20 protein-coding genes and 2 pseudogenes are annotated in these 21,048 nt (G+C 67.3%); 7 read left to right on the forward strand and 15 right to left on the reverse strand.

Annotation, left to right across the window (positions count from 1 at the left end; translation table 11 throughout):
- The 6 genes and pseudogenes from LG380_RS05260 to LG380_RS05285 all read right to left on the reverse strand — a co-directional run bounded on the left by LG380_RS05260 (position 1) and on the right by LG380_RS05285 (position 8,604).
- A complete protein-coding gene (locus tag LG380_RS05260) occupies positions 1–843 on the reverse strand; it encodes an STAS domain-containing protein (RefSeq protein WP_225763923.1) in 843 nt (280 codons plus the stop codon).
- A gap of 204 nt (positions 844–1,047) precedes the next feature.
- Positions 1,048–1,884 (reverse strand): aldose epimerase, encoded by an 837-nt coding sequence (locus tag LG380_RS05265; RefSeq protein ID WP_225763924.1) that lies wholly within the window; start codon positions 1,882–1,884, stop codon positions 1,048–1,050.
- Positions 1,877–2,902 (reverse strand): annotated as a pseudogene (locus LG380_RS05270) (glycoside hydrolase family 43 protein). The gene LG380_RS05265 and the pseudogene LG380_RS05270 overlap by 8 nt, the downstream one beginning before the upstream one ends.
- Before the next feature lie 8 nt (positions 2,903–2,910).
- Complete coding sequence (locus LG380_RS05275) at positions 2,911–4,401, reverse strand: MFS transporter (RefSeq protein WP_225766453.1); 1,491 nt, start codon at positions 4,399–4,401, stop codon at positions 2,911–2,913.
- Positions 4,402–4,463: 62 nt separating this feature from the next.
- A pseudogene (locus LG380_RS05280) lies at positions 4,464–6,887 on the reverse strand (glycoside hydrolase family 3 C-terminal domain-containing protein); the annotation flags it as partial.
- A 184-nt stretch (positions 6,888–7,071) separates the two neighbouring features.
- Positions 7,072–8,604 carry a calcineurin-like phosphoesterase C-terminal domain-containing protein gene (locus LG380_RS05285; protein WP_225763925.1) on the reverse strand — a complete coding sequence of 511 codons (1,533 nt, stop codon included), beginning with the start codon at positions 8,602–8,604 and terminating at the stop codon, positions 7,072–7,074.
- Between the two features lie 108 nt (positions 8,605–8,712).
- Between LG380_RS05285 and LG380_RS05290 the strand changes: the two genes are divergently transcribed.
- On the forward strand, positions 8,713–9,351 hold the full coding sequence (locus LG380_RS05290; protein ID WP_225763926.1) for a cation transporter: 639 nt from the start codon (positions 8,713–8,715) through the stop codon (positions 9,349–9,351).
- A gap of 34 nt (positions 9,352–9,385) precedes the next feature.
- Here LG380_RS05290 and hisIE read toward each other — a convergent pair whose 3' ends face one another.
- From hisIE to LG380_RS05335, 9 genes are read right to left on the reverse strand one after another with little or no spacing between them, the layout of a single operon-like run.
- Positions 9,386–10,030: a bifunctional phosphoribosyl-AMP cyclohydrolase/phosphoribosyl-ATP diphosphatase HisIE gene (hisIE, locus tag LG380_RS05295; protein ID WP_225763927.1), complete on the reverse strand. Its 645-nt coding sequence runs from the start codon at positions 10,028–10,030 to the stop codon at positions 9,386–9,388.
- Positions 10,020–10,796 (reverse strand): imidazole glycerol phosphate synthase subunit HisF, encoded by a 777-nt coding sequence (gene hisF / locus LG380_RS05300; RefSeq protein WP_225763928.1) that lies wholly within the window; start codon positions 10,794–10,796, stop codon positions 10,020–10,022. Before hisF ends, hisIE begins: the two co-directional genes overlap by 11 nt.
- Positions 10,790–11,524, reverse strand: a complete 735-nt coding sequence (gene hisA, locus LG380_RS05305; RefSeq protein ID WP_225763929.1) for a 1-(5-phosphoribosyl)-5-[(5-phosphoribosylamino)methylideneamino]imidazole-4-carboxamide isomerase — start codon at positions 11,522–11,524, stop codon at positions 10,790–10,792. The genes hisF and hisA overlap by 7 nt, the downstream gene beginning before the upstream one ends.
- Positions 11,521–12,117, reverse strand: a complete 597-nt coding sequence (gene hisH / locus LG380_RS05310; RefSeq protein ID WP_225766456.1) for an imidazole glycerol phosphate synthase subunit HisH — start codon at positions 12,115–12,117, stop codon at positions 11,521–11,523. The genes hisA and hisH overlap by 4 nt, the downstream gene beginning before the upstream one ends.
- A gap of 14 nt (positions 12,118–12,131) precedes the next feature.
- Complete coding sequence (gene hisB / locus LG380_RS05315) at positions 12,132–13,205, reverse strand: bifunctional histidinol-phosphatase/imidazoleglycerol-phosphate dehydratase HisB (RefSeq protein ID WP_225763930.1); 1,074 nt, start codon at positions 13,203–13,205, stop codon at positions 12,132–12,134.
- Positions 13,202–14,284 (reverse strand): histidinol-phosphate transaminase, encoded by a 1,083-nt coding sequence (gene hisC / locus LG380_RS05320; protein ID WP_225763931.1) that lies wholly within the window; start codon positions 14,282–14,284, stop codon positions 13,202–13,204. Before hisC ends, hisB begins: the two co-directional genes overlap by 4 nt.
- Positions 14,281–15,576, reverse strand: a complete 1,296-nt coding sequence (gene hisD, locus LG380_RS05325; protein ID WP_225763932.1) for a histidinol dehydrogenase — start codon at positions 15,574–15,576, stop codon at positions 14,281–14,283. Before hisD ends, hisC begins: the two co-directional genes overlap by 4 nt.
- Positions 15,573–16,484, reverse strand: a complete 912-nt coding sequence (hisG, locus tag LG380_RS05330) for an ATP phosphoribosyltransferase (RefSeq protein ID WP_225763933.1) — start codon at positions 16,482–16,484, stop codon at positions 15,573–15,575. Before hisG ends, hisD begins: the two co-directional genes overlap by 4 nt.
- Positions 16,485–16,508: 24 nt before the next feature.
- Positions 16,509–16,820, reverse strand: a complete 312-nt coding sequence (locus LG380_RS05335; protein WP_225763934.1) for a YerC/YecD family TrpR-related protein — start codon at positions 16,818–16,820, stop codon at positions 16,509–16,511.
- A gap of 340 nt (positions 16,821–17,160) precedes the next feature.
- Here LG380_RS05335 and LG380_RS05340 point away from each other — a divergent pair, with 340 nt between their 5' ends.
- The 6 genes from LG380_RS05340 (at position 17,161) to LG380_RS05365 (ending at position 21,047) form a co-directional block, all read left to right on the forward strand.
- Positions 17,161–17,526: a ribose-phosphate pyrophosphokinase-like domain-containing protein gene (locus LG380_RS05340; protein WP_225763935.1), complete on the forward strand. Its 366-nt coding sequence runs from the start codon at positions 17,161–17,163 to the stop codon at positions 17,524–17,526.
- 95 nt (positions 17,527–17,621) lie between these two features.
- Positions 17,622–18,152 carry a phosphoribosyltransferase family protein gene (locus tag LG380_RS05345; RefSeq protein ID WP_225766458.1) on the forward strand — a complete coding sequence of 177 codons (531 nt, stop codon included), beginning with the start codon at positions 17,622–17,624 and terminating at the stop codon, positions 18,150–18,152.
- Positions 18,103–19,259 (forward strand): IS3 family transposase gene (locus tag LG380_RS05350; RefSeq protein WP_225763936.1). Its coding sequence is split into 2 segments (ribosomal slippage): positions 18,103–18,343 and positions 18,343–19,259, totalling 1,158 coding nucleotides; the frame shifts between segments, so codons are not numbered across the junction. Before LG380_RS05345 ends, LG380_RS05350 begins: the two co-directional genes overlap by 50 nt.
- A gap of 321 nt (positions 19,260–19,580) precedes the next feature.
- Complete coding sequence (locus tag LG380_RS05355; RefSeq protein ID WP_225763937.1) at positions 19,581–19,790, forward strand: helix-turn-helix domain-containing protein; 210 nt, start codon at positions 19,581–19,583, stop codon at positions 19,788–19,790.
- The gene (locus LG380_RS05360) at positions 19,783–20,394 is read left to right on the forward strand and encodes a DUF1819 family protein (protein ID WP_225763938.1); all 612 of its coding nucleotides are present in this window, start codon (positions 19,783–19,785) and stop codon (positions 20,392–20,394) included. Before LG380_RS05355 ends, LG380_RS05360 begins: the two co-directional genes overlap by 8 nt.
- The gene (locus tag LG380_RS05365) at positions 20,391–21,047 is read left to right on the forward strand and encodes a DUF1788 domain-containing protein (RefSeq protein ID WP_225763939.1); all 657 of its coding nucleotides are present in this window, start codon (positions 20,391–20,393) and stop codon (positions 21,045–21,047) included. The genes LG380_RS05360 and LG380_RS05365 overlap by 4 nt, the downstream gene beginning before the upstream one ends.
- Position 21,048: the final 1 nt, after the last annotated feature.

The raw sequence follows: 21,048 nt of genomic DNA on the forward strand, positions 1-21,048 counted from the left end.
TCAGTCCGCCTTGGAGACGGTCAGGCCGACGCGCTTGAGGGCCAGGGCCAGTGCATCGGCCAGGTTGGCCTTGGTGACGATGCCCTGCAGGTCCAGGCCCAGGTGGACGATGGTCTGCGCGATCTGCGGGCGCACGCCGCTGATGATTGCATCGGCGCCCATCAGGCGGATCGCGGTGACGGTCTTGAGCAGGTGCTGGGCAACCAGCGTATCCACGGTCGGCACGCCGGTGATGTCGATGATCGCGATTTCCGAGCCGGTCTCGACGATCCGCTGCAGCAGCGATTCCATCACCAGCTGGGTACGCTGCGAATCCAGCGTGCCGATCATCGGCAGCGCCAGCACGCCGTCCCACAGTTTCACCACCGGGGTGGAGAGCTCGAGCATCTCCTCCTGCTGGCGCGCGATCACTTCCTCGCGCGACTTCTGGAAGGCCTTGACCGTATGCAGGCCCAGCATGTCCAGAAGCTCGGAAACGGTCCAGGTTTCGGAAGCCAGTTCCTGCGGCGAGTCCTTGTAGCCCTGCTGGACCAGGTCGAACAGCGGACGCTTGAGCGAGAAGATGAAGATCGCGGTCTCGGCCGAGTTGAAGCCCTTGAGTACGCGCTCGCGCGACAGGTCTTCCAGGAAACGGCGCATCTCTTCCCAGCCACGTCCTTCGAACTGGGCGGCATCCGTGGCGCCCACGGCGCCAAGGAACAGGGTCCAGAAATCACGGACCTGGGCCTCCAGCGAGACGCCGGAAGTGCTGTGGCCGGACTGGGCCAGCTGGGCTTTCCAAGCGTCGAGGATTTCCGCCTGACGGGCGGTGATGAGATCTACCGTGCGTTGTTTCAGTGCCATTGAATGGATCCCATGGAAAGAGCGGCCGGGGCCGCTGGAATGTGAACTGTGCGCCGAGGGTATATGAATTCCATACCCCCGTCAGCAATGTGTAGAAGAGGTGCGAAGGGAGCAGAAGCCACATGAAAATGGCGTGAAAGGCAATCACGCGATGAAGTGTTCAGCTCCTGCAGAAGTAGCGGCGGGTGCGAAGCCGCTGACTACCTACGCGCGTTCCCACTCAAGAGTCAGCCGCACCCTCATCCGCTGACCCGGGTGCAGGACATCCGGGCCGAGGTTGTAGGCATCCGGCGGACCGGTCTGTGGCTCCACACAGATGGCATGGGCGGTGCCGTCATAGACCACCCAGTGGGTGCAATCCGAGATCATGCGCAGCAGATAGCCATCGCGCTCCAGGGCGGCGCCGTCGTGGCTGATGAAGCAGTCATCCCACGGCCGGGGGGCCGGGGCCACGGTCGGCCGCAGCGCAATGCCCTCGGCATCACGCGGATACATCGCGCCTGGAGAAAACTGCAGCCGGGCCGGCTTGCGGAACCAGGGATGCCAACCCAGCACCACGGGCATGGACACGTGGCCGGCCTGTATCTCCAGCGTGAGGTGCAGGGACGAGTCCGCCAGCACGATCCGTTGCCGGGCGACGCCGCCAAAGGGCCAGCGGCTGTCGCATGGCAGCGGCAGCAGCAGCTCCGCACTGTCCTGCGTGCAGGACACCACCTGCCACGGCAGGACGAAGCCAATGCCGTGGATGGCGTGCCCGCCCAGGTTGGGCGGCAGCTGGTAACGGGTGCCAGCGACGTCAAAACGGCCGGCGCGTACCCGCCCTGCCCACGGCACCATCGGATAGCAGCCCCAGGCGATCGCGCCCGGCCAGCCGTCATCCGGGCCGACCAGCCACTTCTGTCCATCCACGCGGATCTGGGCAATGCGACCGCCAGTCTCGGGCGCAAGCTCGACCTCGAGCGCGCCACGCCGCAGGCGCAGCGTCCTGCCCGGCGGCAGCGGCGCCAGTGCGGCATCCTGCGGGAGTACGTGCTCAGCCACCGTAAGGGTCAATGGTGCGGATGCTGCCGTCGGCCTCGTGGTGCAGCTCGGTGCACTTGATCGAACGCAGGTGGGTGGCCCCGCCCGACTGCAGGCTGTCGTGATAGAACAGGTACCAGCGCCCGTCGACCTCGCAGATCGAATGGTGCGTGGTCCAGCCCACCACCGGCTTGAGGATCACGCCCCCGTAGGTGAACGGCCCGTACGGGTTGTCGCCCACCGCGTAACACAGCAGGTGGGTGTCGCCGGTGGAATACGAGAAGTAGTAGCGGCCACCGTGACGGTGCAGCCACGGCCCCTCGAAGTAGCGCCGCGCGTGGTCACCGGCACGCAAGGGCTGGCCCTGCTCGTCCAGGATCACCACCGCGCGGGTCGGCTCGGCGAGTGCGGTCATCCCGGCATCGAGCCGGGCCACGCGCGCGCCGAGCGCCGGCTCGTCGTCGCCGGGTTCGGCATGGGTGGCGGCATGGACATTGTCTCGGTAGTGCTGCAGTTGCCCGCCCCAGATCCCACCGAAGTACAGGTAGTGCGCGCCGTCCGCGTCCTCGAATACCGCCGGGTCGATCGAATAGGTGCCGGCGATGGGCTCGGGTTCGGCAACGAACGGGCCCTCGGGGCGATCGCCGCTGGCCACGCCGATGCGGAACAGACCGTCCGCGCACTTGGCCGGAAAGTACAGGTAGTAACGGCCGTCGCGCCGCGCCGCATCCGGTGCCCACATCTGTTGCGCGGCCCACGGTACGTCGCGCAGGTGCAGGGCCAGGCCACAGTCGGTGGCCGGACCGTCCGGCGAATCCAGGCGCAGGACGTGTTAGTCCTCCATCACGAAGTGCCCACCGTCATCATCGAACGCCGTGCCCCCATCGATGTCGTGCGAGCAGTAGATGTAGAGCCGCCCGTCGAACACGTGCGCGGAGGGATCGGCGGTGTAGATCGAGGTCAGCAGCGGCCTGGAGATGGCGCACGCGGCAAGGCGCTGCAGTTGCTCGTCCTGCAGCGACGGCCCCTGGTTGATCATGTGGTCGGTCATGGCCGTGCCTCCTGCTGCGACACTGACGCGCCGCGCCGGCGCTGGTTGAGCTCGCGCTCGATGCGGACCTCCAGGCGGTGGTCGATCTCGTAGGCGAACAGCAGGCCCACCGCGACCAGGAAGGGAATCGAGCGGTACACGCTCACGGTCATGCGGATGCCGTCGACCGCCACCTGTGGCTGCGTGGACGCGCCAGCCTGGTAGCCGTAATGGGCGAGGATGCCGGCGACCAGCGCGCCACCGACACTCAGGCCGATCTTCAGGCCGCACAGCATCGCCGAGAAGATGATGGCCGTGGCACGGCGGTGGTTCTTCCACTCCGAGTAGTCGGCCACGTCGGCGATCATCGCCCACAGCAGCGGGATGGTGATGCCGTAGCAGAAGCCGTGGGCCATGAAGGCCAGGAACACCGGCACGATGGCGGTCGGCGCGAACAGGTAGAACGCCAGCAGGAACACCGTGGGGACCAGCAGCGCGGCGCCGAACACATCGCGCTTGCCGAAGCGCTGGGCCAGCCGGCGCGAGAAACCGATGCCGATGATCATGCAGATGATGCCGCTGCCATTGAACAGCCTGACGGCCGAGGTGGCCGGATCTTCCGGCCACTGGAAGCCAGCCAGTCCGACGCGGGTCAAACCGGCGTTGAGCGCGGCGATCACGCCGTTGAAGCCGGAGTCCCGCAGGAAGCCGGCCAGCGCCGCTTCGTCGAGGTAGTACTGGAAGTAGTAGATGTAGGTGCCGCCCTTGAGCGCCAGGGTGACGAACACCAGCACGGTCAGCGCCAGCATCAGCTGCCAGGGTCGGTTGCGGGCCAGGTCGGAGAGGTCCTGCATGACCCCGCCGGACTGTTCGACCGTGGGCACCACGCGCTCGCGGGTGGTGGTGAAAGTGATCAGGAAGAACACGGTGCCGACGATGGCGAACACCGTCATCACGTTCTCGAAGCCGCGCACGCGGTCGCCATCGCCCAGTATCAGCACCAACGGCATCAGCAGCACCTGGATGATGAACTGGGCGATCATCACCGCCACGAAGCGGTAGGCCGACAGTCTGTTGCGCTGGTCCATGCTGCCGGTGAGCACGCCGCTCAGCGCCGAATACGGCAGGTTGTTGGCCGCATACACCATCACCAGCAGGCTGTAGGTGGTCAGCGCGTAGATCACCTTGCCGCGCTCGCCCAGGTCAGGGGTGCTGAAGGCCAGCAGCGACAGCACGCCGAACGGCACCGCCGTCCACAGGATCCACGGTCGGAACTTGCCCCAGCGGCTGCGGGTGCGGTCGGCGAGCACGCCAATGACCGGGGTGAACACGAGGGCGGCGCACAGGCCGACCACAAAGATGATCGTCGCCGCCGGCAGCCGGTAGACATCGGTATAGAAGAACGCCAGATAGGTGATCAGCGTCTGGAAGATCAGGTTCGCGGCCAGGTCACCGAGGCTGTAACCCAGCTTCTCGCTGACGGAAAGGCGCTGCTCGGTGCCGGACATCGGGACTTCCCCTTCGGTGGCGTTTGCACGCGGCCACGGGGCCGGTGCGGTCGTCGTTTCGCTCATCGTGCCTTCTCCACACGCAGTCGGGTACGGGCGCGGACGTCGGCGCTGGATGCGCCGACCTGCACTTCGTAATCGCCTGACGCCACCACGTAGGCCTGGGCGGCCTCGTCGTAATGGCGCAGGTCGCGGTCCACATCGATGGTGAAGGCCACGGTGCGGCGCTCATCGGGCTGCAGGTGCACTCGCTGTATGCCGCGAAGCTCCTTCAGCGCCCTGCCCTGCGCGGCCTGCAGCGGTCGCACGTAGAGCTGTACGACCTCGTCACCGGCGCGTTGGCCACTGTTGGCCACCTCCACCTGCACCTGCACGCGGCCATCGGCATGCACGCGGGGGGCATCCACGCGCAGGCCGCGGTAATCGAAGCGGGTGTAGGACAAGCCATGGCCGAACGGATACAGCGGCCTGCCCTGGAAGTAGCGGTAGGTGCGGCCGTCCATCGCGTAGTCGTCGAAGGCCGGCAGTTGCTCGTCGGCGCGGTAGAACGTCACCGGCAGGCGTCCTGCCGGATTGGTCTGGCCAAACAGCGCCTCGCCCACCGCGGTGCCGCCCTGCTGACCGGGATAGCACGCCATCAGGATCGCCGGCAGGTGCTGGTCGGCCCAGTCCACCGCCAGCGCCGAGCCGCCGGTGAGCACCAGCACCACCGGCTTGCCGATGGCCTGCAGCGCTTCCAGCAACGAGCGCTGGGTGGCGGGCAGGCGCAGGTCGGTGCGGTCCCCGCCGGCAAAGCCAGGATAGTTGACCGTCATCTCCTCGCCTTCGACATCGCCGGTCAGCCCGCCGGCGAACACCACCACGTCGGCATTGCGCGCGGCCTCCAGCGCCTCCTCGAACGGCGACCGGGCGCCGGGTTTGTCCCAGGCCAGGCGCACGGCGGCATCGCGTTCGCCGTCGTAGTACTCCAGTCGCAGGTCGTAAGCGCGGCCGGCCTCCAGGTCCAGCTCCACGCTGTCGGCGCGCATGCGGTCGGCCTTGCTCCAGTGGTCGAGCACGCGCCTGCCATCGACATACAGGCGGAAACCATCGTCAGCCGCGGCCTCCAGCCGGTAGCGACCGGATACCGGCGGCATCCGCTGGCCGGTCCAGCGGATGCTGAAGTGATCGTTCGGTACGCCCTGCCCCGGACCGGCCTCGCCGCGCGCCATCAGGTTGTCGGTGGGCGAGCCTCGGTCCCAGCGGAAGCCGATTTGCGCATCGGTGCGCACCAGCTTTGGCTTGCCGGCCAGGTCGGGGTTGTCGAAGTGTTCGCCGCGCAGCCCCCGCTCGGGTGAATCGACCGAAGGACGCAGGTAGGTGGCCTCGATCAGCGGCGTGGCCGTCGGGTCATCACGGCCTTCGACCAGGTCCACGCCACGCGCATAGGTGACTTCCACCGACGGTGCAGCCTTGCGGATACCGGCCAGGATCGTCACCGGCGCGGCCGGCGTGCCGAAGTAGTTGCCCAGCAGGGCCATGGTGTCGTCGGCGGTGGGGCCAACCACGGCGATGCGCCGGGTGTCGGCCGGCAACGGCAGGATGCCGTCGTTCTTCAGCAGTACCAGCGATTCGCGCGCGGCCTTCAGCGCCAGCGCGTCATGGGCGGGCGCCTGGTTGGCCGAGTACGGGATGCTGGCCCAGCGCACGCGCTCGGGCGGGTCGAACATGCCCAGGCGCATGCGCGCGGTGAACAGGCGGGTGACCGCATCATCCATTTCCGCCTCGCTGATCAATCCCTGCTTCACAGCGGCCGGCAGGGTCTCGTATTCCTGCCCGCATTCCAGCTCGGTGCCGTTCTTCACCGCCAGCGCCGCCGCTTCCTCGCGGGTGGCGGTGATCCTGTGGTGCTTCCAGATGTCGACGATGGCCCAGCAGTCCGAGACCACGTAACCCTTGAAGCCCCAGTCGCGGCGCAGCACGTCGCGCAGCAGGAACTGCCTGGCGCTGGCCGATTCGCCGTAGACGCGGTTGTAGGCGCCCATCACCGCATTGACCTCGCCCTCCTTCACCAGCGCCTCGAACGCGGGCAGGTAGGTGTCGTACAGATCGCGCCGACCCGGCTTCGCATCGAAGTGATGGCGGTCGGCCTCCGGTCCGCTGTGTACGGCAAAGTGCTTGGCGGTCGCATCGAGCTTGCGGTAGGTCGGGTCATCGCCCTGCAGCCCGCGCACGAAGGCCACGCCCATGCGCGCGGTCAGGCAGGGGGCCTCGCCGTAGGTTTCCTGCCCGCGGCCCCAGCGCGGATCGCGGAAGATGTTGATGTTCGGCGACCAGAAGGTCAGGCCCTGGTAGCGGCCGCGCGCGTGCCCGCGGGCGAACTGGTGGTGCTTGGCGCGGGCCTCGTCGCTGATCGCGCTGGCCACCTCGCCCATCAGCGGCACGTCGAAGGTTGCGGCCAGGCCGATGGCCTGCGGGAATACCGTGGCCTGGCCGGCCCGGGCCACACAGGCAAGCGGCGGCACATGGCCGTCGAGGCTTCCAAGGCAGCCAGGGCGGACAGACCTGCCCGGCTCCAATCTTCAGGAAAACCCTTTCTTAAGAGGCGGGACAGCGTCCGGAGACCGAGGGAGACGCAATCCCTCGCCCTGCCAGGCCGCCCGTCCAGTACGGACGGGACGGGCCGGAGGATCAGGGACCGGCATGCTGCAGCGCATAACGGGTCTGCGCACCTGCCTGGCCGCTGTCCAGCCGGGCGCGCACTTCGACCACGTGCTCGCCCACTTCCAGCGTGGTCGGCAGCGCGCCGCGCCAAAGATGCGAGGACGGGCTGGCCTCCGGCGAGCGGTCATAGCCACGCAGCACAGCGCTGGTGTCATCGGCCACGTTCTGCGCCAGCAGCCACGGATCGGGACGCAGCACCTTCTTCATCGGCGTCCACGGGCCACCGTCGACACGGAATTCGACCTCGGTGTCCTCGTGGCCCATGAACACATTGGCGTATACGCCCCATGCCGGATAGGCACCGCGCCGCAGTACCCTCGGCGCATGCAGGCGCATCTGCTCGCTGGCCTCGCCACGGGCGACCCGGTATTCCAGCATGTAGCGGCCGTCGGCCTGCACGGTGAGCAGGCCATGACCGTTGGGCGTGCCGTCGCTCATCGTGGTGTCCGGGATGCCCTGGGCATCCTTGACGCCGGACCAGAACGCGCCGCAGGCCGCACCGACGTTGTATTCGTGCAGCCGCCCCTCGCCCTTCCAGCCGGCGGCCACATCGTGGAAGACGTGCTGCTGCTGGTGGGTGTGGGCGCTGAGCACCAGCCGCTTCGGGAAGCGCGCCAGCAGGTCGAACAGGCGCTGGCGATCGGCTGGGCGGAACGACGGATCGAACAGCGGCATGTGCACGCCGATCACGACCAGCCGCGAGTCGTCCAGCCCGCCCAGGTACTGCTCGAGGAAGGTGAACTGTTCCTCGCGCAGGCCGGCGACGTAGGCCGGCTTCGTGCCGGGCCGGGCGATCACGTCGTCCAGGCCAATGAACACCATCTGCCGTTCTTCCCAGGCATAGGTGTCCGGGCCGAGATGGCGGTGGTAGCTGCGCAGCGAGTCGGCATCACTGGTGGCATCCACGTCCATGTCGTGGTTGCCGGGCACGTGCAGCCATGGCACGCCCAGCGACGTGGTCGCCGCCACCAGCGCGGGGTACAGCGACGGATCGTCGTTGGTGATGTCACCCAAGGTCATGCCCAGCTGGGCGCCGTGCCGGCCACGCAAGGGTTCGATGATGTCGCGGCGGAAGTAATCGACGTCCAGCTGCGAGGCGGTCTGGCTGTCGGCCATCACCAGTGCCTTCAGCGTCTGCGGCGCCCTGGGCTCGGGCACCAGCGCAAACGCGCGGCAGGCACCGGCTGCATCCGTATCTGCCTGCCCTGCCTGCCGCCAGATGTCCGGCAGGCCATCGGCGCGGGCCGCTGCGCGGTAGCCGGCCGGCTTGACCACGGTGACCATCGCCGCCTCGCCCGGCAGCTGGAAGCGGCCCTCTCTATCGGTCACCACTACCTGCGTGCCATCGCTGACGCGGATTCCGGCCAGCCCGCGCTCGCCGGCATCACGGCGGCCATTGCCGTTGCGGTCCTCGAACACGCTGCCCTGCTGGCAGGGCGAAGCGACGGCAACGACAGGGGCGATGGCCAGCAGCAACGCGGCCAGCAGCGGTGTACGCATGGGCAACTCCAGCAGTAACGAACGCGGCATTATCGCCCGTAACCTTCACTGGTTCCCCGCAGCGGCATCCGGCGCGATAATCCGCCTGTCATCCAGTGGATCCGGGCAATGGGCGAGTGTTGTGGCTGCAGCAAGGGCGTGGACGTGGCGGCGCTGGAGGCGCGGCAGAAGCGCGTGCTGAAGGCGGTGCTGGCGATCAACGTCGCCAGCTTCGCGCTGATGGCGCTGGCCGCCTGGCATGGCGGCTCCTCCTCGCTGCTGTCCGGCAGTCTGGACAGCCTCGGCGATGCGCTGACCTATGCGATCAGCCTGGCGGTGGTCGGCGCCAGCACCAGGGCCAAGGCCCGCGTGGCCCTGCTCAAGGGCGTGCTGATCATGGCTGCGGCGCTGTGCGTTGCCGTGCAGATCGGCTGGCGCCTGGCCCACCCGGGCACGCCGCTGTTCGAGACGATGGGGATCGCCGCCCTGCTCAATCTGGGCGCCAACCTGGTCTGCCTGTGGCTGCTGACGCCTTACCGCAGCGGCGACGTCAACCTGGCCTCGGCCTGGGAATGCTCGCGCAACGACATCTTCGAAGGCTGTGCCGTGCTGCTGGCAGCCGTGGCGGTGTGGATCTTCGGTGCGGGCTGGCCGGACCTGCTGATTGCCTCGGCCCTGCTGGTGCTGTTCCTGCGCTCGGCCCTGCGCGTGCTGCGCATGGCCTGGCGCGAACTGAAGGCCGCCCCGCGGGCAGCTGCCTCCGCCTGACGCGGGCACCGGCAAGGCCGGCGCCCTGCCCCGCTCAGCGGCGCGACTTCTCCGCTGCCTTGGCATGCCGTTCTTCCAGCACCGCCACCGCGTCGGCCAGCGACAGCCCGCGGGCACGCAGCAGCACGATCAGGTGGAACAGCAGGTCGGCCGATTCGCCCAGCAGTTCCTCGTCGCGCTGCACGACGCCGGCCAGCGCGGTCTCCACGCCCTCCTCGCCCACCTTCTGCGCGATACGGCGAATTCCCTTCTCGAACAGGCTGGTGGTGTAGCTGTTGATCGGGCGGTCGTGCTCGCGCTGCTTCACCAGCGCATCCAGTTCGCCAAGGAAGTTGCCCGGCACCTCGCCGAAGCAGCTGTTGCTGCCGGTATGGCAGGTCGGGCCATGCGGATAGGCGGTGACCAGCAGGGTGTCGCGGTCGCAATCGAGCTTGATGTCGACCACGTCCAGGCGGTTGCCCGAGCTTTCGCCCTTGGTCCACAGGCGCTGCTTGCTGCGGCTGTAGAAGGTGACCCTGCCGCTGCGACGGGTCTCGGCCAGCGCCTCGGCATTCATGTAGCCGAGCATCAGCACGCGCAGCGTGCCGGCGTCCTGCACGATCACCGGCAGCAGGCCATCACCCTTGGCCCAGTCGGGAGACAACATCGGGTCCACCGGACCGAACACTTCAAAGGACATCACGAACCTCGATCTGTTGCGTACGCAGGAACTGCTTGAGTTCCGGAATGGGAATGGCGCCGGAGTGGAACACGCTGGCAGCCAGCGCGCCGTCCACGTCGGCCTGGTCGAACACATTGGCGAAGTGGACCATCTCGCCGGCACCGCCCGAGGCAATCAGCGGCACCTTGCACAGCGAACGGGCCGCGCGCAGCTGGGCGATGTCGTAGCCACGACGCACCCCGTCGTTGTCCATGCAGTTGAGCACGATTTCGCCGGCACCGCGCTGCTGCACTTCCACCACCCAGTCCAGGGTGCGGCGGGCCTCGCTGCGGGTCTTGGCCGGATCGCCGGTGAACGAGCGCACGTGCCAGTGGCCGTCCTCCTCCTTCACCGAATCGATGCCGACCACCACGCACTGGCGGCCGAAGGCCTCGGCCAGCTCGCTGATCAGCGCCGGGCGCTGCAGTGCCGGGGTGTTGATCGAGATCTTGTCCGCACCGGCATGCAGGATGTCACGCGCGGTCTCCACGTCCTTGATGCCGCCGGCCACGCAGAACGGGATGTCGATCAGGCGGGCGACGCGCTCGATCCAGCTGCGGTCCACGCTGCGCCCTTCCGGGCTGGCGGTGATGTCGTAGAACACCAGCTCGTCGGCACCGTTGTCGCGGTAGCGCAGCGCCAGCTCGACGATGTCGCCCATGTCGACGTGGTCGCGGAACTTGACGCCCTTGACCACGCGGCCTTCGCGCACGTCCAGGCAGGGAATGATGCGGCGGCTCAGCATGCCAGTGCCTCCGTCAGCTGCAGGCGCCCTTCGAGCAGGGCCTTGCCGAGCACCGCGCCGCCACAGCCTGCGGCCTTGGCGGCGGCCACATCGGCCAGATCGCGCACGCCGCCGGAGGCTTGTACCGCGACGCCCGGCAACAGCGCGACCAGATGTTTGTAGAGATCGATGTTCGGCCCGGACAGCATGCCGTCGCGGGCGATGTCGGTGCACAACAGGTGCTTCATCCCGGCCTGCGCATAGCGGGTGGCCAGCTCGTCAAGGGTGACATCTCCGGTCTCGGTCCAGCCATGCACCGGCAGGTGCCACACACCGTCCTCGCCCTGGCGGGTATCCAGTGCGATGGTGATGCGCTCGGCACCGAACTCGGCCAGCCAGCCGATGACGGTGTCCGGATCGCGTACCGCGACCGAACCGACCACCACGCGCGAGGCGCCGGCGGACAGGATCGCGGCCACGTCATCGCGGCAGCGCACGCCACCGCCGGTCTGGATCTTCAGGCCGGTCTGCGCGCTGATCGCACCCAGCGTTCCGGCCAGGGTGTAACCGCCCGCCTTGGCGGCGTCCAGGTCGACCAGGTGCATCCAGGTCGCACCGGCATCGGCGAAGCCCTGCGCGCGTGGCAACACGTCGTCACCGTAGGTGGTCTGCTGGTTGTAGTCGCCCTGGACCAGGCGCACGACCGCGCCGTTGCGGATGTCCAGCGCGGGGTAAACGGTGAAACTCATGAGAAATCCATCGCAAGGAAGTTGCGCAGCAGGCGGTCACCGGCGGCGGCCGAGCGTTCGGGGTGGAACTGCGCGCCGCAGTAATGTCCGCGCTGGACGATGGCGGTGAACAGGCCACCGTGGTGGCAGGCCGCCACCGTGTCGCTGGTCACCGGCGCGGCGTAGCTGTGCACGAAATAGGCCGAGGACCCAGCCGGAATGCCGTCCAGCAGCGGCGACTCGCGCAGCGCCAGCAGCTTGTTCCAGCCCATATGCGGCACGCGGATGCCCACCGCAGGATGCAGGTGGCGCACGACGCCGGGCAGCAGGCCCAGTGCATCGACATTGCCTTCCTCGCTGGCCTCGAACAGCAGCTGCATGCCCAGGCAGATGCCCAGCAGCGGCTTGTCCAGCGCACGCAGCGGCTCGACCAGGCCCTGGCGGGTCAGCCGGCCCATGCCTTCGGCCGCGGCACCCACGCCGGGCAGGATCACCCGGTCGACGTTCTCCAGCTCCCCGGCCCCGCGCACCAGGCGCACGTCCACGCCGATCCGCTCCAGCGCATAGCGCACCGAGCCGAGGTTGGCGCCACCGGCATCAACCAGGCCGACAATCTGTTTGCCGTCGCTCACAACGCCCCCTTGGTGGAAGGCAGATCAGTGCCGGCACGGGCGATGGACTGGCGCAGCGCGCGTGCAAACGCCTTGAAGCCGGCTTCGATCTTGTGGTGGTCATTGTCCCCTTCCACCGTGAGGTGGAGGTTCATTCCCGATGCGTCGCACAACGAACGCCAGAAGTGTTCAACCAGCTCGGTCGGCAGGTCACCCACCTTCTCGCGCTTGAAATCGGTCCTGAAGACCAGGTACGGGCGACCCGAGAAATCCAGCGCGCACGAGGCCCGGGTCTCGTCCATTGGCAGGGTGAAGCCGTAGCGGCCGATGCCGCGCTTGTCGCCCAGTGCCTCACGCAGGGCCTGGCCCAGGGCCAGGGCGGTGTCTTCGACAGTGTGGTGCTCGTCGATATGCAGGTCCCCCTTGGCCACCACGTCCAGCGCAAAACCGCCGTGGCGGGCGATCTGCTCGAGCATGTGGTCAAAGAACGGCAGGCCGGTATCGAAGCGGCACGGGCCGGTCGCATCCAGATCCACGGCAATGCGGATCTGCGTTTCCTTGGTATTGCGCTGGACCACCGCGCGGCGCGGCGCATCGGCCAGTTCGTGGGCGATGCCGTCCCAGTCCCACTCACCGCCGAATTCGTCGGTCTTGAGCTGGAAGGCGCGGATCTTCATGTTGTCGGCGAACTGCACATCTGTCGGGCGGTCGCCGACCATGGCACTGCGCGGCCAGTCGATGCTGCGGTCCTGCAGGTAGCCGACCATCATGCCGATGCCCGGCTTGCGGTTGGCGCTGGCGTCGGCCGGGAAGCTCGGGTCGATCAGCACGTCGCGGAACGTGATGCCCTGGCTTTCGAACACCTGCATCATCAGCTTGTGCGGACCGTCGAAGCTCTCCTGCGGATAGGCCGGGGTGCCCAGGCCATCCTGGTTGGAGACGATGACGAACTGCCAGCCGGCGTCACGCAGCTTGATCAGCGCCGGGATGACGTTGCGCACGAAGCGCAGCTTCTCGAACGCATCGATCTGGTAGTCGGTCGGTTCCTCGATCAGGGTACCGTCGCGGTCGATGAACAGGATCGGGGTCATGCAGTGGCCTTCAGGGCGGAGAGCGTGGCGATCACGCAGTCATTCTGTTCGGGAGTACCCAAGGTGATGCGCAGGGCATCGCCCAGCTGCGGCGCGGCGCGCTGGTCACGGACCACGATGCCTGCCGCCAGCAGCGCCTGGAAGGCAGCCTCGGCATTCGCGAAGCGGACCAGCACGAAGTTGGCGTCCGAAGCGTACACCCGGCTCACGACCGGCAGCGCGGCTAGCGCATCCTGCAGCCGGGCACGTTCAGCACGCACCTCGGCCACACGGTTGGCGGTCAGTGCCAGCGCCTCAGGCGTCAGGCCGGCCAGTGCCAGCGCACTGCACGGGGCCGGGATCGGGTACGGCGCCTGCACCTTGCGCAGCAGCGCGACCAGGCCGGCATCGGCGACCAGCGTGCCGATGCGCGCCGCGGCCAGGCCATGGGCCTTGGACAGCGTGCGCAGCACGGCGATGTTGGCGTACTGGCCCATCAGCGTGACCGCGGACGGCTCATCGGCAAACTCGCCATAGGCCTCGTCAACGACGACCAGCGCGCGCCCGGCCAGCGCTTGCGCCACGCGCACGACGTCGGCCAGCGGCACGCTCCTGCCGCCCGGATTGGACGGCGAGCACAGGAACACCAGCTTGGCGTTGCCCTCGATGGCCGCAGTGATCACCGCCTCGATGTCCGGCACCAGACCGGCCTCGGTATCGAGCAGCGGCACCTCGATCGGCTTTGCCCCCTGCAGACGCGCGGAAACGGCGTACATGCCGAACACCGGCGGGGTGAACAGCACGCCATCGCGGCCGGGTTCGCACAGCGTGCGCACCAGCAGGTCGATGGCCTCGTCGCTGCCGCGACCGACCAGCACCTGTTCCGGCTGCGCGCCATACAAGGTGGCCAGTGCCTGCACCAGCGCCGGCGGCTGCGGCTCTGGATAACGGCGGCAACTGCCGTCGGCATCCCCGGGGTTGGCCCAGGCCGATTCGTTGGCGTTGAGCCAGACATCCCCGCTCAGCTTGGCGGTACGCGCCGAGGAATAGCCGCCGAAACCGGCAAGGTCCTCGCGCACCAGCGAAAGCACGTCGCTCACGGCTGTACTCCCAGGCGCAGCGCGACCGCGTTGGCGTGTGCGCCCAGACCTTCGGCGCGGGCCAGGGTCAGCGCGCACGGGCCGATCGCGGCCATGCCTTGCGCCGTGGCCGACTGCACCGAGATCTGGTTCTGGAAGCTGGCCACGCTGACGCCCGACCAGGCACGCGCGGCACCGGCGGTCGGTAGCACGTGGTTGGTGCCCGAGCAGTAGTCGCCCAGCGCCTCGGGGGTGTAATCGCCGAGGAACATCGAACCGGCGGCCTCGACCTGGTCGAGCCAGTTCTGCGGCTGGCGCAGGGCCAGGATCAGGTGCTCGGGCGCGTAGCGGTTGGAGATCGCGAAGGCTTCCTCCAGCGCCTCGACCTGGATCAGGCGCGAGGCGGCCAGCGCCTTGCGCGCTATGTCGGCACGCGCCAGCACTGCGACCTGCTTTTCGACCTCGTCGGCGACGGCGGCAATCAGGTCGTCGCTGTCCGACAGCAGCAGCACCTGCGAATCCGGGCCGTGCTCGGCCTGCGACAGCAGGTCGGCGGCGACAAACGCGGGATTGGCGCCGGCATCGGCGATCACCAGCACTTCGGACGGGCCGGCCGGCATGTCGATGGCCACCGCACCGTCCTGGGCCACCTGCTGCTTGGCCTCGGTGACGAAGGAATTGCCTGGCCCGAACAGCTTGTCGCTGGCCGGCACGCTTTCGGTGCCGTAGGCCATCGCCGCGATCGCCTGGGCGCCGCCGAGCTTGAACACGCGCTGCACGCCGGTCAGGCGCGCGGCCACCAGCACCGCCGGGTCGGCGCTGCCATCCTTGCGCGGCGGCGTGCACAGCACGACCTGGCGACAGCCGGCAAGCTGGGCGGGAACGCCAAGCATCATCGCGGTCGAGGGCAACGGCGCGCTGCCGGCCGGCACGTACAGGCCGACGCGGCCGATCGGACGGATCACCTTGCCGCAGTTCACGCCCGGCGCGGTCTGCACCGAATACGGCTGGGCCATGCCGGCCTGGTGGTAGGTACGGATGCGCGCAATCGCCTCCACCAGGGCCTGACGCAGTTCCGGCGACACCGCCGCTTCGGCGGCAGCGAATTCCTCCTCGCTGACTTCGAAGCTTTCCGGCGACACGCCATCGAAACGCTGGGTGATTGCACGTAGGGCGGCATCGCCGCCGGCGCGTACTTCGGCAATCAGGTCGGCCACGGCCTGGCGGGTCTGCGCGGCCACGGTCTGCACCGGGCGGGTCAGCGCGGCGGCCTGCTCATCCGGGGAAAGTTGGTTCCAGATCAGGGTGTTCATGCCAGCGACTTCTCCACGGCCAGCACCATCAGGCCCGAAGCCCCGGCGCGCTCGATCTCTTCCAGCTGCTGCCAGCTCAGGCCGGTCCCGCACATGGCCTGCAGGCGCAGGGAATCAGCGCCGCCGGGCAGGCGCACCACGTCGGCGCTGGCCGGCAGCAGCGCGGTGATCGCCGGCAGCCTGTCCTCGGCGGCGTTGAACATCAGCAGCTTCTGCTCGCGGGTGGCGTTGATGCCGTCCAGGCGGCGCAGCAGCATCGCCATCAGGTTGGCACGGCTGTCGTTGAGCTCGCGTACCGGACCGGCCAGCACCGCGGTCGATTCCATCAGCACTTCCACCGGCTTGAGCTGGTTGGCGCGCAGGGTCGCACCGGAGGACACCAGGTCGGCGATCAGGTCGGCCGTGCCCAGGCGCGGGGCGATTTCCACCGAACCGGACAGCTCGACCACGTCGGCGGCGATGCCTCGCTCGGCCAGCCAGGCGGTGAGGATGGCCGGGTAGCTGGTGGCAATGCGCTTGCCCTGCAGCATTTCCACGCCGGTCCACTCCCACTCCTCGGGAATGCCGAGCATGAGCCGGCACTCACCGAAGCCCAGTTCGCGCAGCGGGCGGTAGGCATCGGGCAGGCCGATCTGGCGACGCGCCTTGGCCTGCTCGTCGAGCTCGTTGAAGCCGACGATGCCGAGGTCGCAAACGCCATCGGCGATAAGGCCGGGGATGTCGTCATCGCGCACCAGCAGCAGGTCCACCGGCAACGATTCACCGAAGCAGAACAGCTTGTCGCGCGATTCGCGCCAGCTCAGCCCGCAGGCGGTCAGCAGGGCACGGGCCGGGTCGGCCAGGCGGCCCTTCTTCTGGATGGCAATGCGGAGGCGATCACGCGCCGGCGCGGCAGGGGTCGGGGACATGGGAACTCTCTGAAGAAAAAGGATTCAGCGCGCGGGAAGGCGTTCGATGGCCACGGCATAGCCGCCATGACCGGACTCCAGGGTGCGCGCCACGCGGCCGGTGGTGGTCACGCTGACCCCGGTGCGTTGATGGATGTCGCGATACGGCACGCCGTCGAGCAGCAACGGCACCACCCGCCAGCGGTCGACCATCGCTTCCAGCTCGGCCGGGGTGCACAGGTCGCGCAGGAACGCGATGCGTTCCTCGTCGGACACCAGCGTTCCGAGTGCCTGCACCAGGGGCAGCAGGGCTTCATCGGTCAGGCGCGGCAGGGGGGAAAGCGGACGGGGTTTCATGCGTATCAATGTAATAGCGTGCTGTTACATTACGCCGCGATGCAGCAATCGTCAATCGCCGCGGGGCTTCCCGGGACCGGGATTCAGCCGGCAGCGGGTCCGCGCGCTCCGGCGCTTGCTGATTGGGGTCAATGTCGCCGGCACCACAGGACTGGAATACTCGGCTTGCGTGGCGGGAGCCCATGCCCGCTGGTGCCGGGCAAGCCCGCCCCCACCGGCAACTTCCACTGGAGACAGCGATGAGCAGCATCGGCGCACCCCTTTTCCATCCGTTCCCGCCCCAGTCGGGGAACTGGCCGCTGGCCTGCCTGCCCGCTGCCGCTGCCATCAAGGCCGGCTGATGCAGCGCCTGATTCTCGCCGTCCCCGGCAACGAGACGTTCGCCGCGCAGCTGGTCGCAGCCACCGGTGCCGGGCACGGCCGTATCGAGGCCCGCCGCTTCCCCGATGGGGAGCATTACGTGCGCCTGCACGCCGACGTCGCCGGCAAGGTGGTCGACCTGGTCTGCACCCTCGCCCGCCCGGACGGGAACCTCACCACCCTGCTGTTCGCCGCCGACTGCGCGCGCGAACTTGGCGCGGCCGAAGTCAACCTGGTCGCACCGTACCTGGCCTACATGCGCCAGGACATCCGCTTCCAGCCCGGCGAGGCCGTCACCTCGCGAACCTTCGCACCCTGCTCTCGGCCCACTTCGATGCGCTGCTGACCGCCGACCCGCACCTGCACCGGCATCCGACGCTGGCGGCGATCTACACGATCCCGACCACGACCCTGCATGCCGCCCCGCTGCTGGCCGGGTGGATCGATGCCAACGTCCCGCGGCCATTGATCGTGGGCCCGGACGAGGAGAGCGAGCAGTGGGCCGGTGCCATCGCCGCCCACATCGGCGCCCCGCACACGGTCCTGCGCAAGGTCCGCAGTGGCGACCGCGACGTGGCCATCGCGCTGCCCGACTTGCGCCACTTCCGCGACCGCACCCCGGTGGTGGTCGACGACATCGCCTCCTCCGGCCGCACCCTGCTGGTGGCGGGCCGCCAGCTGATCGAACAGGGCCTGCCCACGCCCGAATGCGTGGTCGTCCACGCCCTGCTCGATGGCGAGGCACACGCGGAGCTTCTGCGGGTGTTCAGCCGGTTCACCTCCACCGATTCGGTGCCGCACCCGAGCAACCGCATCGCGCTGGCGCCACTGTTCGCCCGCGCTCCGCTCGAGGGCCAGCGGGGTTCACCCCCGTTTTCACGGACACTTGCAAGAAGGCCGATCCAGGCCATGAGGAGTGTTCATGTCGAAGCGAAGGAAGTTCAGCGCCGAGTTCAAGCGCGGCGCGGTTGAGCAGGCCAGCCAGCCGTGTGTGAGCTGTGCCCAGGTGGCCCGGGAGCTGGGGATCCGCGACACCCTGCTGACCCGCTGTAAGCGGGAGGCGCAGAGCCAGGGCAACACCTCCTTCGGCGGCACCGGCACGCCGCGGGACGAGGAACTGGCCCGGCTGAAGCGCGAGTTGGCCCGGATCAAGAAGGAACGGGATTTTTTGCGAGAAGCGGCGACGTTCTTTGCCAAGGGATCATCCTGAGGTATCAGGTGATCGAACGTTGCCGCGACGAGTTTCCGGTTCGACTGATGTGCCGTTGCCTGCGGGTGTCGGCCAGCGGTTACTACGACTGGAGCAAGCGCTTGCCCAGCGCCCGACAGCGCGACAACCAGCGCTTGGCCGTGCGCATCCGCGAGATGCACGAAGACAGCCGGGGCACTCTGGGCGCCGGGCGCATGCACGAAGACCTGGCCGACCAAGGCGAGAGCGCCAGCTTGAACCGGGTGGCGCGCCTGATGGCGGTCGAGGGCCTGCAGGGGTGGCCGCGTCCCAAGCGGCGTGGCCAGCGCGGCCAGCCGGCGCTGACGCCCCCGGGCGTGCGCAACCTGCTGGAGCGAGACTTCACCGCGCTGGAGCCGGAGACCAAGTGGGTCACCGACATCACCGAGATCAAGACCGGCCAAGGCAAGCTGTATCTGTGCATCGTGCTGGATTTGTTCGACCAGCGGGTGGTCGGCTGGTCGATGCATTACCGGCAGGACCGGCACATGGTGATCCGGGCGGTGCAGATGGCGGTCTGGCAGCGGCAAGGCAGCGGCCCGGTGATCCTGCATTCCGATCGCGGCAGTCAATTTCGAAGCGGCGACTACCAGCGGTATCTGGCGGCCAACGGTCTGGTGTGTTCGATGAGCGCGGTGGGTCACTGCGGCGACAACGCCGCCTGCGAAGGGTTCTTCGGAATGCTCAAGCGCGAACGCGTCTACCGCATGACGTACCCGACACTCGATGCGGCAAGGACTGATGTGTTCGAATACGTCGAGCGGTTCCACAACCCAAGGATGCGGCGACGGGTCGCCAGGCACGATCGGAAGTTCCAAGCTCTTTCACAACCGTCCGTGATTTCGGGGTAGAACCCCTTTGGTGCTGTACGAACCCGATCATCGACCCAGCCCAAGTCCTTGAATCCGGGTGTCGCCTTAACGCGTGACACTTGCGTTTAGCTTGAGAGCCAACCGCAGCCCGGCATTCGGGCCTTTGCAGGTTTCCAACTAGCAAAGCATTCCAGTTCGACTGGAGCTGCCTGTGCGCCTTTCTCGGGAGCTACCCCAGAATGCTGCTGGAGGTCGGCCACGCACAGGCCGCCCCTTTGATTTCCTGTTAAATCATGCCTGATCGTGTTAAATCCAGTAAAATCTCCTTCTTGTACACAAGACTGCTACGAATCCATTGCCATGTCCGACCGTTGGCTGAGCGTCGAAGAAATCACCGAACACCTCGGGGTCAGCAAGGACACCGTCTACGCCTGGATCGCCAAGCGCAACATGCCCGCCCATAAAGTGGGGAGGCTCTGGAAATTCCAGAAAGCGGAAGTCGACGCCTGGGTCAAGGCCGGCGGAGCCAGCGACAGTGACGATGCCCGGCAGGAGCGCGATGATGGTTGAGCGCTACCGCCTATCTTTCACCACAGGCGGTCTGTTCCTGCTCGAAGCCCCGGCGATTGCAGCGCACTACCTGACCACACAGGACTGGGAACAAACACGTTCGCATGTGCGTAGCGGGAACGTGCTGCAGGTCAGGACGGCTACCGCGTCCACCCGCATCAGCAAAGAGTTGATCGCGCGTCTTGAACTACTCGACTTTGAAGAGTTGGAAGTCCTAATCGACTCCAACTTGCGAGACCGCGCCTATCTGCTCTGGGTCGCTGCCTGCCGGCGCTACGCCTTTGTCCGTGACTTTGCCAGGGAAGTACTGCGGGAGAACCTTCTCGTTCTGCGACGTCAGTTGAGCGCGGCCGACTACGAGGCTTTCGTCAGCGCCAAAGCACTCTGGCATGACGAACTGGACGAATTGGCACCGTCCACCCAACGCAAGCTTAGGCAGAACCTGTTTCGCATGTTGCGCGAGGCTGAATTGGTCTCCGAGCAATTGCTGATCCAGCCAACGGTACTGACTCCACAGCTCGCTCTGCTGCTGGCTCGGCGGGGTGTCGATGAGCTTCTGGTGTTCCCGGCAAGTGACCAAGAGATCAAGAGGTGGCTGAAATGATCCAGAAGATCAGCCAGCAGCCGCTGGCAAAACGCTTCGACCATTTGCGCGAGGTCATTGCCAGTCCTCGATTCCTGCAAATGCGAGGGTTGAACAACGACCTGCCCTTTTACATCTGCGAGTTCAAGGCATCAGAGGCCTTCGAGATCCAGCGCATGCGTCGCCAGTTGGTCAACACATTGGCAGGCCTGCAGGTGGAATGCCTGCAGGGCCGGGGCGTCAAGGTACTGGAGATCAACCTCTACGACCTGACCATCGACATGCTCAAGGCGCGTGAAGGCAGCAGTGAGGGCAGCAATCTGTGGGATGAGATTCTTGCTGCCGAGCCGGAGGTCGAGAAAGAAGCCTTGCAAGAGCTGTTGCAGAACGTCATGGACATCAAGGGGCATCTGATCCCGCAGATCGGCGAGCGACTGGCGCAAAGTGACTACGACGTGCTGTTCCTCAGCGGGGTCGGTGAAGTCTTCCCCTATATCCGCTCGCACAACGTGCTGAACAACCTGCAGAGCACTGCCAAGGAGAAGCCCACCGTGATGTTCTTTCCGGGGGAGTACCGCCACTCGCTGGAACAAGGGGCGTCCCTGGAGTTGTTCGGGCTGCTGCACGACGACAAGTACTACCGCGCATTCAATATTTTCGACATCCAGGCGTGAG

Origin of the sequence: Stenotrophomonas sp. Marseille-Q4652, from assembly GCF_916618915.1 — a bacterium.
Taxonomy (GTDB): Bacteria; Pseudomonadota; Gammaproteobacteria; order Xanthomonadales; family Xanthomonadaceae; genus Stenotrophomonas.

Bases quoted from the DNA above. Each gene is read 5' to 3' on its own strand.
- LG380_RS05260 (WP_225763923.1), bottom strand. From the start codon at position 843: ATGGCACTGAAACAACGCACGGTAGATCTCATCACCGCCCGTCAGGCG.
- LG380_RS05275 (WP_225766453.1), bottom strand. From the start codon at position 4,401: ATGTCCGGCACCGAGCAGCGCCTTTCCGTCAGCGAGAAGCTGGGTTAC.
- LG380_RS05285 (WP_225763925.1), bottom strand. From the start codon at position 8,604: ATGCGTACACCGCTGCTGGCCGCGTTGCTGCTGGCCATCGCCCCTGTC.
- LG380_RS05290 (WP_225763926.1), top strand. From the start codon at position 8,713: ATGGGCGAGTGTTGTGGCTGCAGCAAGGGCGTGGACGTGGCGGCGCTG.
- hisIE (WP_225763927.1), bottom strand. From the start codon at position 10,030: ATGTCCTTTGAAGTGTTCGGTCCGGTGGACCCGATGTTGTCTCCCGAC.
- hisF (WP_225763928.1), bottom strand. From the start codon at position 10,796: ATGCTGAGCCGCCGCATCATTCCCTGCCTGGACGTGCGCGAAGGCCGC.
- hisA (WP_225763929.1), bottom strand. From the start codon at position 11,524: ATGAGTTTCACCGTTTACCCCGCGCTGGACATCCGCAACGGCGCGGTC.
- hisB (WP_225763930.1), bottom strand. From the start codon at position 13,205: ATGACCCCGATCCTGTTCATCGACCGCGACGGTACCCTGATCGAGGAA.
- hisD (WP_225763932.1), bottom strand. From the start codon at position 15,576: ATGAACACCCTGATCTGGAACCAACTTTCCCCGGATGAGCAGGCCGCC.
- hisG (WP_225763933.1), bottom strand. From the start codon at position 16,484: ATGTCCCCGACCCCTGCCGCGCCGGCGCGTGATCGCCTCCGCATTGCC.
- LG380_RS05335 (WP_225763934.1), bottom strand. From the start codon at position 16,820: ATGAAACCCCGTCCGCTTTCCCCCCTGCCGCGCCTGACCGATGAAGCC.
- LG380_RS05340 (WP_225763935.1), top strand. From the start codon at position 17,161: ATGCAGCGCCTGATTCTCGCCGTCCCCGGCAACGAGACGTTCGCCGCG.
- LG380_RS05355 (WP_225763937.1), top strand. From the start codon at position 19,581: ATGTCCGACCGTTGGCTGAGCGTCGAAGAAATCACCGAACACCTCGGG.
- LG380_RS05360 (WP_225763938.1), top strand. From the start codon at position 19,783: ATGGTTGAGCGCTACCGCCTATCTTTCACCACAGGCGGTCTGTTCCTG.
- LG380_RS05365 (WP_225763939.1), top strand. From the start codon at position 20,391: ATGATCCAGAAGATCAGCCAGCAGCCGCTGGCAAAACGCTTCGACCAT.